The sequence below is a fragment of the Pseudonocardia sp. 73-21 genome, from assembly GCF_001899645.1.
Taxonomy (GTDB): Bacteria; Actinomycetota; Actinomycetes; order Mycobacteriales; family Pseudonocardiaceae; genus Pseudonocardia.
Genome location: NZ_MKVV01000070.1, coordinates 47,933 through 58,105 on the forward strand (window position 1 = coordinate 47,933; position 10,173 = coordinate 58,105).

Below are 10,173 nucleotides of genomic sequence, written 5' to 3' on the forward strand. Positions count from 1 at the left end.
CGACGAAAGCCCCCGACCGTGCTGGTCAGGGGCCTGTCGTGGGTGGTGGGCGATACAAGGATTGAACTTGTGACCTCTTCCGTGTCAAGGAAGCGCTCTCCCACTGAGCTAATCGCCCGAGGCGGAGGCGGGAATCGAACCCGCGTACAGGGCTTTGCAGGCCCTTGCCTAAACCACTCGGCCACTCCGCCAGAACCAGCGGATCGAGACTTCGCCGTGGATCTCGACCCTTGGGGAGGTCCGACGGGACCCGAGGTTCCTCCGAGCGGACGACGGGATTCGAACCCGCGACCCTCACCTTGGCAAGGTGATGCGCTACCAGCTGCGCTACGTCCGCAAGTGCAGCGTCTCCGCTGCGGTGGTGGTGAAACCTTAGCGCAGGCCCTGAGGGGGTTCCAACACCACCCCCCGGTTGCCCGCGCGACGGGCTTCTACCTGCGACTAGTCGCGCGCAGGGTCGTTCAGGAGGTCCGAGAGCGCCATGTCGAAGTCGAGCCAGTCGTACTCGGTCTTCGGCGGGACGGCCTCGTAGGTGCGGTAGAGGAAGTCGCCGAGCGTCTGGGCGCAGGTCGTGAAGACCGCGTGCCCGGACGGCGAGGACAGCTCCAGCTGTACCTTGTTCGGGTTGCTCGGCATCGGCAGCACCCGGACGTCACCCGTCCCGGAGTCGGCGACGAGGCCGTCGTGGAGGAGGTCCCGGGCGAACACCCAGTCGACCGCCGTACCGTTCCCGGTCAGGAAGGATGCCTGCACCGCGTAGGGATCGCGGCTGTGGTAGCTCAAGTCGACCTTCACCGCCACGGGCGGCGCGTCATGGGCGATCAACTCGAACACCGCCGGTGAGCAGATGACCGTGTGCTCGTCGCGCATCGTGCGTCCTCTTTCGTGGTCCCGCGTGGTTCGTCATGCGGAAAAACGACCGTGTCGGGAAGATGTGACGGGTAGAGCGGCAGAGACCGCTCGGATGACCCCCACTGTCACTCTGACGGGTCAGCGTGTCCCCCTGTCCGATGCACGTCGGAAGCGTGTGTGCCAGGTCGCACGGAGCAGGAAGGACTAATCTGAACCGGTCGCGCCGCAATGGCGAAGACAGGACGTGAGGATCCCACTGGTGGCTGAGGTTGCCGAGACCCCCGATGTGCCCGAGCGGCGCGGCCGGGCCACGTCTCGGGTCAACGGTCGAGCTCAGGATCCGGCGGACGAGGCACTCGTCAGCCGGATCGTCAACGGCGACCAGTCGGCCCTCGGCGGTCTCTACGACCGCTACGGCCGTCCGGCCTACTCCCTCGCCCGGCGCATCTGTGCCGACGACGGCATCGCCGAGGACGTCGTCCAGGAGGTGTTCCTCGCCTTCTGGCGTGATCCCTCCCGCTACGACTCCGCGCGCGGGTCGTTCGGCACGTGGCTGCTGACGCTGGTCCACCACAAGTCCGTCGACGCGGTGCGACGCGAGAGCGCCATCCGTCGACGCACGGTGCCGGCGGCCGAGGACGGCGACGAGTGGTCGGCCCCGCCGGGCCCCGGTGCCGACCAGGCCGCCCTCGGCAGGGTCGTCGCAGGTCAGGTGCGTGACGCACTCGGTGGACTGCCCGTCGAGCAGCGCCAGGCCCTCGCGTTGGCGTACTACGGCGGCTATACCCAGCGGGAGGTCGCGGCCCTCACCGGTGTGCCCCTGGGCACCGTCAAGTCCCGGATGTTCACCGGGGTGCAGCGCCTGCGCAGCGTCCTGGGTCCGCTTCTCGGTGAGTTCGCCACCGACTTCATGGGCGGCGCACGATGACGACTCCCCGCAACCAGCCCTGCCCGCTCACCGAGCAGGCCGTCGGCTGGGCGCTCCACGCCCTCGAGCCCGACGAGGAGATGGCCGTCCTCCTGCACGTGCCGCAGTGCGCCACCTGTCAGGTGGCCGTCCGGGAGGCCGACGCCGTGCTGTCGTCGCTCGGTGCGGCGGTGGAGCAGGTCGAGCCGCCGGCGTCGCTGCGCGAGGCGATCCTGTCCGCCGCGGGCGACACCCCACAGGTCTCGTCGACGAGCCGTCGGGCCGCGCCCGCGCCCCTTCCGCAGTCCCGGCACCGCCTCGACGAGCCGACTCCACCCGCCACGCCGCCCCGCTCGCGGGGTTCGTGGCTCACCCGGCGCAGGCTCGTCGCCGCGTCCGTTGCTCTCATCGGGGTGCTGGCGGTCGGCGGTCTCGCCGTGCGCACCACCCAGTTGGAGCAGCAGAGTGAGACGCTCACCGCCCAGGCGCAGAGCATCGCCGACCTCATGGGGCAGCTCGACAAGCCCGGCGTGCGGCACGCGATGCTCGCCGACGCCACGACCGGGGCCACCACGGCGGCCGTGGTCGTCGTCGACGGCAAGCGTCAGGTCTACGTCGTGAGCCTGCCGGCCAACTCGAAGAACAACACCTACGTGCTGTGGGGTCTGCGCGCCGGTGCGGCCCCCGCACCGCTCGGCCCGTTCGACGTGGAGTCCGGCGACAAGGGCGTGCACACCGTCGGCGACGTGAACGGTTCCGACGGGTTCACCGACTACGCCATCTCCATCGAGCCCGGGAAGACGGCGCCCGCCAAGCCCACCACGGTCGTCGCGAAGGGGCAGGTCGAGGCCTGATCTGACCGGATCGTCCGTTTCGATAGGGGTCGGGCCGTGGTCGCGAGTGGGCGGACGACCAAGCCGGACGTGGTGGTGCGGCGCTCGGGAACGGTCGAGCGCGTCCGGGCTCGGGGTCGGCGGATCGCCGCCGGCTACCGCGGGTTCCGGTCCTCCGTCGCCCGCAACCGGACGCTGGACGTGGTGTTCAAGGTCGTCGTCGGGCTGCGCGGGTTCGTGGTCGTCGTCGTGGGCATCATCGCGCTGCCCGCGCCGGGGCCGGGCTGGGCGATCATTTTCGTCGGTCTGGGCATCCTCGCTACCGAGTTCACGGCGGCCCGGAAGGCGCTGCGCTTCGTCCGCCGCCGCTACGACGCGTGGGTCGCCTGGCCGGCTCGCCAGAACCACCTCGTACGGGCTGGGGTATCGCTGGCCGTCCTGCTGGTGATCGTGACGTGCGGATGGCTCGTCGGGGCGTTCGCGGTCGTGGGGGGCTGCCTCGGGCTCGAGTGGGCGTGGCTCCGGTCGCCCCTCCGCGGCCTGATGCCGGCCTGACCCCCTGACCGACCTTGGGCCAGGTGGGTGTTAGAGTTCTCCACGGCTCGGGCGATTAGCTCAGGGGGAGAGCGCTTCGTTCACACCGAAGAGGTCACTGGTTCGATCCCAGTATCGCCCACAGTGTGTTATGCCAGGTCAGACGGCCTGTCGATGATCTTCATCGGCGGGCCGTTTGTCGTCTGGGGGAGCAATCGGGGAGCAGACCCGTCTGAACACCTCTGCGGTCCGAAGTGTTCACGCGGCATCCGGCCCCGCATCGACCGGCCCGGTGTCGAGGTTCTGGGCGTCGAGGACCTGGGCCGCGCCCTGCCCGCCGCTGCCGTCCCACCGTTGCTGCAACCCGGCGAGCATCCGCGCCCGCATGGCGGGGGTGACGTGCGAGTAGAAGTCGTCGATGTCCTTGCGCTTGTGCCCGAGGCGCTGCAACCGCAGGACACGGGGAACCTGGTCCTCGACCAGCCACGTCTCGTGCGTGTGGCGCAGGTCGTGAAAGTGCATCTCCCGCTGGATCGCGGCCCACCCGCGGTCGCGGTGCCCGGTCAGGGCGGGCTGCCAGAAGCGCTGCCGGAAGTTCGCCCGCCGGTGCAGCCCGCCGTGGACGCCGGTGAACACGAACACGCTGTCCGGATCGCACTGTCCGATGCCGGACTGATGGGTGCCGCGGTGATCGACCAGTAGGTTGGCCAGGAACGGCGGCAGGTGCACGGTCCGGGCGCTGGCTGCGCTCTTGGGCGGCCCGAGCTCGAGACGGCCACCCAGCTCGTGCAGCGCACCGTCGCCGGCGTCGACCTCGATACGCGGGTTCGGGTCGTCGAGATGGACCCGTGTCCACTGCAGCCCGGCGAGCTCACCCCAGCGCAGCCCGGTGTAGGCGGCGGTGAGGACCATCAGCCCGGGGCCTGCGGGCATACGTGCGGAGATGACGACGACCTCGTCGGCGGTGGCGTGCGGGCGTTCGGTGGGTTCGGCGAAGGTGATGCGCAGCTTGCGGCAGGGGTTGGCGCCGATGAGCCCTTCGTCGACGGCCTCGCCGAGGATCATGGAGAACAGCACCAGGATGTCCTGGCAGCTCTTGTCGCTGAGCGCTCGGCGGAGCTGGTTGTTCACCCAGCCCTTGACCGCGATCCGCTGGATGTCACCCAACGCGGTGCCCGACCAGCGGGGCAGGATGTGGTTGCGGATGTGGGAGTCGTAGGTCGCCCGCGTGGTGGCGGTGACGTAGTGCGCCTCGTTCCAGGAACGGATCCATTCGTCGATCGAGGTCTGCGCCAGGCGGGGGTCGACGAACCGGCCGCGGCGTTGGTCGGATTCGATGTCGGCGGCGCGGTCCTCGGCCGCGGTACGGGTGGTGTAGCCGTTCTCGGTGAGCAGTGCCTCGTTGAGCCGGTAGCGGACGCGGTAGCCGTCGCGGTGTTTCTCTACCCAGGCCATCGGTGTGCTCCTTCGGGTGCGCTCGTGGATGTGGCCGTGCCGCCATCAGCGGCACGACCACATCCACGCTCTGTACGCGGAGAAGATCAACCCATCTGTGTTCAGGCGGCCGAAGACCGGCCGGGTCAGCGAGTGGGTCGTCGCCGCGCTGTCAGAGTCCGACTGGTCATCCGCGGGGGCGACGGGCTGCGCGTGCCGGGTTGCGGGGTTTGTTGGCGATCGGTGGTGGGGCGTGCGGCATCGGTGATGATCTGGTTGAGGTCGGCGGGGGAGAAGCGCAGATGCTTGCCCAGGAACGTGCACGGAATCCGCCGTTGGGCGGCGCGCCGGCGCAACCACGACTCCCGCACCTGCAGCAGCTGCGCCGCTTGGGCCGGGGTGAACAGAGCCGGTGGCGGTTCGGCCGCCGACGGGTTGCTGGGCGTCCGTTCATCGCTGGCGTGGTGTGGACCGCCGGGGTTGTCGAGCTCATCACGCAGCGGCCCAGGAGAAGTGCTCGAATCGGCGTCCGTGGCACGGACGTGGCTGGCTGTGACGGCGGCGGTGATCGCAGACCGTCGGTTCGTCGGCCCGAAGCGATCATGGGTATCGGCCGCAGCGACGTCGGTGAGGCGTGTTCGGTGGCCGGGTTCCGTACGTCGGGGACGGCCAGGGTGGTCGGAGTCGTTCATGGTTTACCCCTTCGGCGATGCAGGTTCGTCGACGCCGTGCGCATACGACATCCCTGAACTCCGCCGAACAGGCCCTGACGGGACACACGCCGACTTCGGCTCCAACAGCGGTGGCAACCTAATACGACAGCCGGTGCGTCCAGTGATCAGGAGGTGATCGTCCAGCGGTCGTGTCGTGGTCTGAAGCTCGTCGTCGCCTGCCGGTGTGAGTCCGGTCCGGGTAGCTGCCAGGAGGCCCGGTAGCAGGCTGGCGGTCTGGTCTGGAAACGGGTCGGGCCGAAGCCCAGCGTCGAAAGCCCTGTGGGGGAAGCGAATCAGCGGTCCGTAGCGGAAGCGAAGCCTGCCGCGTCGTTAGACATTGAGGGAGAGCCGAGCCGAGCGGTTCACGGCGAAGGCCACGGAAGCGGTGAAGAGCCTGGAAGCGCAGCCGCGAAGGACTCCCCGGCGTAAGAGGGCGCGGAACGTTGAGACGGTGGCGGCGGGAACTGGAGAGGCCCTCCCCGGCCGAAGCGCCCTGCGATTGGCGTGGACAGCCCTTCTTATAACCGGTGTGGAGCCGGGAAGTGGATCGGGTGCTGGGAGGGAGTCGGAGGCGGTCGGAGTACTGATCGAGCCGTGCGGACAACATAACCGCCGGGGAGGGAAGGGCCGCTGCTTCGTTCATGCGCAGTTCTGGAGGGAGGGGCCTGGTGAGTGTCGATACGGCTAGTTCCACCATGGCGGGATCCGCGAGAATGGATCCGGTCCGTGCCTTGCAGCATGCGCTCTACCGGTCGGCCAAGGCTGATTCGGGACGACGGTTTCACGCGTTGCGGGACAAGGTCTATCGCAGAGATGTCCTGTGGCGGGCGTGGGTCGCGGTGCGCCGGAACAACGGCGCCCCGGGTATCGACAGGATCACCCTGGCTGATGTCGAGGAGCACGGCGTGGACCGGCTCCTCGACGAGCTGGCCCAGGACTTGAGGGAGGGACGGTGGCGGCCGTTGCCGGCGCGGCGGGTGCTCATCCCGAAGCCCGGCATGGTCGAGCAGCGTCCGTTGTCGATCCCTTCGGTCCGTGACCGCATCGTGCAGGCGGCGCTGAAGATCGTGCTCGAGCCGATCTTCGAGGCCGACTTTCTGCCGTGCAGTTTCGGGTTCCGCCCGAAACGCTCGGCGCACGACGCCCTGCAGGTCTTGATCGATGAGTCCTGGCGGGGCAGGCGGTGGGTGGTGGAGACGGACATCGCCGACTGTTTCGGGGCGATTCCGCACGACAAGTTGATGCGCGCGGTCGAGGAACGCGTCTGTGACCAGGGCGTGCTGCAACTCTTGCGCGTGATGTTGCGCGCCGGTGTGATGCAGGACGGTCGGGTCCGTCGGCCGGTCACCGGCACCCCGCAGGGCGGCTTATGCGCAGCTGTGCATAACGACCCCTATGAGCAGTGCTGGGTTATGCGCAGCGTCCGGCTGCGCCGCTGGTGGGGACGGTCGTGACGACCGAACGCTGCGCATAATCCCGGGCGCGGTCAGAGGCTGGCGAGCCAGTTGAGCAGTTCGGGGTCCTGGTTCCATTCGGCCAGATCGGCGGTGACGACGTCGGCGTAGACGGCTTCGAGTGCCTTGCGTTTGGCCTCGGTGGAGGCGCGCGCGTAGATCTCGGTGGTGGACAGGTCGGTGTGGCCGAGGATGTCACGGATGTAGGGCAGCGGAACGCCACTGTCGTAGAGGTGCATGGCCCGACTGTGCCGCAGAACGTGTGGGCTCAGGTGGGCGCTGATGAGCGCCGGATCGGCTGCTCGGTCCTGGTATTTGCGAAGGATCCAGGCGATGCCGCCGCGGCTGAGTTTGACGCGGTGCTGGTTGAAGAACACCGGATGGTGCTCGTGGCCCGGGCCGTCGAGATGCCGTTCGGCGAGGTAGGCGGCCAGCAGTGCCGCCGTGTTGGCGTCGATCGGAACGTGACGGCTCTTGCGGCCCTTGCCGGTCAGGGCGGCCATCGCGGGGTGATCCAGGCGGATGTCGCGGACGGTCAGATCGGCGAGTTCTTGAACCCTGGCCGCGGTGTTGTAGAGGGTGGCGAGCAGGGTCGCGTCTCGGCGGCCGGCCCGGGTGGACCGATCGGGCAGGGCGAACAGTGCGCGGGTCTGGGCGACGCTCAGGTGGGCCACGCCCGGCTGGTCGTGCTTGCTGGCAGGGATCGCGAGGATGTCCTGGCAGCACGCCATGCGGGCCGGGTCCTGCGACTGCATCCAGGAGAAGAACGAGTCGATCGCGGCCAGCCGCTGGTTGCAGGTCGACGGACTGTTTCCCCGGCTGGCCCGTAGCCAGGCCAGGAACCCGGTGATCGCGGCGGCGTCGATCAGCTCGAGGGTGAGACGTTCGGGCGGGACGGACCGTTCGTCGCGGAAGTAGCAGATCAACAGTTTGAAAGCGTCACGGTAGGAGACGATCGTGTTCGGTGAACAGCCGCGCAACCCGGCCAGGTGGCCGGTAAGGAACCGGCGCAGGGACACCGCGAAGTCAGTGGCCATCACGGGGCCCTGCCGTGACGGGTGGGACGACGTCACCGATGATCTGCTGCACCCGGGCGGTGATGTCCGGGTAGGACTCGGCGGTCAGGTGCAGGTAATAGCCGGTGTCGGCGATGGATGAGTGACCCATGTAGGTCTGCAGCACCGGCAGCAACGCGCCGACGTCGCGGCCCTCGGCGAACCAGGATCGCAGGTTGTTGACCGCGAACGTGTGCCTCAGGTCATGCACCCTGGGGCCGTGTCCTCGGCCGCCGTGGGAGATCCGCGCCTGCCAGAGGAACCGGCGGAAGTTCTTGTCGACGTTGCCCAGCGTGAGCGGCTCGCCCGGCTTGCTGCCGGGGAAGAACCACTCCCGCCGGCCCGTCCGACCGGTGGTCTGGGCGTGGTAGCTGGCGAGCCTGGCGCGCAGCGGTTCGGTGACGGGCACCTGCCGGTCTGTGCCGCCTTTCGCGTCGCGGATCTGCAGCACCCCGATGTCGATGTCGACGTCGGCGAGGCGCAGCATGCGGGCCTCCGAGCAGCGCAGCCCGCAGGCGTAGATCGTGCGGAACAGCACCGGCATGACCAGGTGGCGTAGCGGAACCTGCGAGCAGTAGTGGCAACGCTCGGTCTGCGTGAACAGCGCCGCCAGTTCGGTGTCGGTGTAGATGTGCGGGACATACCGGGCGGGCCGGGGCAGCGCGGAGCGGGGCAGCAGGTAGGCCGGCGCGCCTCGCCGCCCCAGCCAGCGGGCCAGCTCCCGCACCGGCGCGGCCAGGCCCTGCAGGGTCGCGGGTCGCACGTTCCGAGCCCGGGCCGCGGTGATCCACGCCTGCACCGACGTCTCGGTGAGCGTGTCCAACCCCGGGAACTCGCTGCGGTGAAACGCCTCGAACCGGGCCAGCACCCGCGCCTCGGCGTCGTATTTGTAGCCGACCGCGCGTTTCTCGGCCACCAGGGCGGTGATCGCCTCGGACAGCGTGACGCCGGCGCTCATCGTCGCGCTCCCGATGCCGGCGCGTCCGGGTCCAGGGCGCAGGCGGCCAACAGGCGCAGCGACGATTTCAGGTAGACGCCCGTGGACGCGGCCCGCTGGTGGCCGAGGATCTCGGCGATCTGCTCGACCGGTGTGCCGGCTTCCAGCAGGCGGGTCGCCAGCGTGTGTCGCAGCGAGTGCATGCCGTGGCGGCGTTCCTCACCCAGCCGAACATGCGCCACCCGGGCGTGCTTGGCCAGGATCTGGTGCAGGTGATCCTGGTCGGAGAACGGGCCTATCGGGGCGGTGTGCCGGATGAACACCTGCGGGCAGTCGGCTTGCGGGCGGCCGTGCCGGATGTAGTCGATGATCGCCCAGCCGACGTCCTTGAGCAGCGGCAGCTGCACCCGGCGGCCGGTCTTGGCCTGCACCACCGACAGCCGGTTGTCGGGCCAATCGAGATCGGCGAACCGCAGCCGTTTGACGTCGACGCCGCGCAGCCCGAGCCGGGTGATCAGCAGGATGATCGCGTAGTCGCGTTTGCCGCACGGGTTGCCCCGGTCGACCGCCTGCAGGATCTTGGTCACGTCGGCCGGGTCCCATACCGACGGGATCCTGGCCTGCCGGGTCGACTTCGCCGCAGGCACCGCCTCCAGCACCGTGGCCTCGACCAGCCCGTCGCCGACGGCGAACCGCAGGAACGACCGTAGGGCACACAGTTTGTGCTCCACCGTCTTGGCCTGGTAGCCGGCCAGGGTGGCCACGAACGCGTCGATGCTCCCGACGCCCAGGCTGGCCAGTCCGCCCCTCGTGTCGGTGAACGCGAGGAACTCGCTGGCCACCGTGGCATACGCCCGCACGGTCGATACGGCGCAAGCGGACCCCTGCAGCCACGCCTTGAACCGGGCCAGCGTGTCGGCCTGCTCGGCGCTCAGCTTGTCCACGGTCCGGGAATAGCGGCGCAGCACCGCGCCGTGGATGGCGAAGTCGTCGAGCATCGCCGCGACGCGGAACAGGTACACGTCGGTCGGCTTCAGCGTGCCGGCCTGCTCCTTATCGAAGAAGCCGCCGGACGCCTGGTCGACCCAGGCCATCGCCACGTCCAGCGAGAACTCCTGGACGCCACGGGACGCGAAGAACGCTTCCAGGCGGCGCCAGCACCCCCGGTACCAGACCATCGTCGAGGGCCTGTAGCCCAGACGCACCAGCTCGGCATTCAGCCCGGACACCAGTTCGGAAACAGCCGCCATGACGGTTGACCTCCAGTCACGAAGGCCCGGCACCGTGCCGAGCCACGTGCTCAGAGTCCAGACGGGATTATGCGCAGCGTTCGGTCGTCACGACCGTCCCCACCAGCGGCAACCGCCGGACGCTGCGCATAACCGGCTCTTCCGGATTTAGAGTGCGAGTGCCCCGCAGTGCAGTAGCGACCGGAGCCGGTAGTTGATCAGGTT

The 10,173-nt window shown here is 69.0% G+C and carries 10 protein-coding genes and 4 tRNA genes; 5 read left to right on the forward strand and 9 right to left on the reverse strand.

Annotated features, from left to right (window positions below):
• Positions 1-43: 43 nt before the first annotated feature.
• From BGP03_RS22385 to BGP03_RS22400, 4 genes are all read right to left on the reverse strand, one after another.
• Positions 44-118, reverse strand: a tRNA-Val gene (locus BGP03_RS22385).
• A 1-nt stretch (position 119) separates the two neighbouring features.
• Positions 120-191 (reverse strand) — tRNA-Cys (locus BGP03_RS22390).
• Between the two features lie 73 nt (positions 192-264).
• Positions 265-337 (reverse strand) — tRNA-Gly (locus BGP03_RS22395).
• Positions 338-441: 104 nt separating this feature from the next.
• Positions 442-870 carry an SsgA family sporulation/cell division regulator gene (locus BGP03_RS22400; protein WP_296366875.1) on the reverse strand — a complete coding sequence of 143 codons (429 nt, stop codon included), beginning with the start codon at positions 868-870 and terminating at the stop codon, positions 442-444.
• A 241-nt stretch (positions 871-1,111) separates the two neighbouring features.
• Between BGP03_RS22400 and BGP03_RS22405 the strand changes: the two genes are divergently transcribed.
• From BGP03_RS22405 to BGP03_RS22420, 4 genes are all read left to right on the forward strand, one after another.
• Positions 1,112-1,780: a sigma-70 family RNA polymerase sigma factor gene (locus BGP03_RS22405; RefSeq protein ID WP_296366877.1), complete on the forward strand. Its 669-nt coding sequence runs from the start codon at positions 1,112-1,114 to the stop codon at positions 1,778-1,780.
• Positions 1,777-2,613: an anti-sigma factor gene (locus tag BGP03_RS22410; RefSeq protein WP_296366879.1), complete on the forward strand. Its 837-nt coding sequence runs from the start codon at positions 1,777-1,779 to the stop codon at positions 2,611-2,613. Before BGP03_RS22405 ends, BGP03_RS22410 begins: the two co-directional genes overlap by 4 nt.
• A gap of 36 nt (positions 2,614-2,649) precedes the next feature.
• Positions 2,650-3,147 carry a TIGR02611 family protein gene (locus tag BGP03_RS22415; protein WP_298798913.1) on the forward strand — a complete coding sequence of 166 codons (498 nt, stop codon included), beginning with the start codon at positions 2,650-2,652 and terminating at the stop codon, positions 3,145-3,147.
• A gap of 49 nt (positions 3,148-3,196) precedes the next feature.
• Positions 3,197-3,268 (forward strand) — tRNA-Val (locus tag BGP03_RS22420).
• Positions 3,269-3,384: 116 nt separating this feature from the next.
• Here BGP03_RS22420 and BGP03_RS22425 read toward each other — a convergent pair.
• Together BGP03_RS22425 and BGP03_RS22430 are read right to left on the reverse strand one after the other, a co-directional pair.
• Positions 3,385-4,581, reverse strand: coding sequence for a tyrosine-type recombinase/integrase (locus BGP03_RS22425; RefSeq protein WP_298798911.1), 1,197 nt, complete (start codon positions 4,579-4,581; stop codon positions 3,385-3,387).
• 125 nt (positions 4,582-4,706) lie between these two features.
• Positions 4,707-5,252 carry a helix-turn-helix domain-containing protein gene (locus BGP03_RS22430; protein WP_298798909.1) on the reverse strand — a complete coding sequence of 182 codons (546 nt, stop codon included), beginning with the start codon at positions 5,250-5,252 and terminating at the stop codon, positions 4,707-4,709.
• A 689-nt stretch (positions 5,253-5,941) separates the two neighbouring features.
• On the opposite strand from BGP03_RS22430, the gene BGP03_RS22435 reads away from it, so the two are divergent.
• The gene (locus BGP03_RS22435; protein ID WP_298798907.1) at positions 5,942-6,727 is read left to right on the forward strand and encodes a reverse transcriptase domain-containing protein; all 786 of its coding nucleotides are present in this window, start codon (positions 5,942-5,944) and stop codon (positions 6,725-6,727) included.
• Between the two features lie 32 nt (positions 6,728-6,759).
• On the opposite strand, the gene BGP03_RS22440 is transcribed toward BGP03_RS22435, so the two are convergent.
• From BGP03_RS22440 to BGP03_RS22450, 3 genes are read right to left on the reverse strand one after another with little or no spacing between them, the layout of a single operon-like run.
• Complete coding sequence (locus BGP03_RS22440; protein ID WP_299737364.1) at positions 6,760-7,746, reverse strand: tyrosine-type recombinase/integrase; 987 nt, start codon at positions 7,744-7,746, stop codon at positions 6,760-6,762.
• 7 nt (positions 7,747-7,753) lie between these two features.
• Positions 7,754-8,740 (reverse strand): tyrosine-type recombinase/integrase, encoded by a 987-nt coding sequence (locus BGP03_RS22445; RefSeq protein ID WP_298798903.1) that lies wholly within the window; start codon positions 8,738-8,740, stop codon positions 7,754-7,756.
• Entirely contained in the window at positions 8,737-9,969 is a 1,233-nt protein-coding gene (locus tag BGP03_RS22450; protein WP_298798901.1) for a site-specific integrase, read from the reverse strand. Before BGP03_RS22450 ends, BGP03_RS22445 begins: the two co-directional genes overlap by 4 nt.
• Positions 9,970-10,173 lie beyond the last annotated feature (204 nt).

Bases quoted from the DNA above. Each gene is read 5' to 3' on its own strand.
- BGP03_RS22400 (WP_296366875.1), bottom strand. From the start codon at position 870: ATGCGCGACGAGCACACGGTCATCTGCTCACCGGCGGTGTTCGAGTTG.
- BGP03_RS22410 (WP_296366879.1), top strand. From the start codon at position 1,777: ATGACGACTCCCCGCAACCAGCCCTGCCCGCTCACCGAGCAGGCCGTC.
- BGP03_RS22430 (WP_298798909.1), bottom strand. From the start codon at position 5,252: ATGAACGACTCCGACCACCCTGGCCGTCCCCGACGTACGGAACCCGGC.
- BGP03_RS22445 (WP_298798903.1), bottom strand. From the start codon at position 8,740: ATGAGCGCCGGCGTCACGCTGTCCGAGGCGATCACCGCCCTGGTGGCC.
- BGP03_RS22450 (WP_298798901.1), bottom strand. From the start codon at position 9,969: ATGGCGGCTGTTTCCGAACTGGTGTCCGGGCTGAATGCCGAGCTGGTG.
- BGP03_RS22425 (WP_298798911.1), bottom strand. From the start codon at position 4,581: ATGGCCTGGGTAGAGAAACACCGCGACGGCTACCGCGTCCGCTACCGG.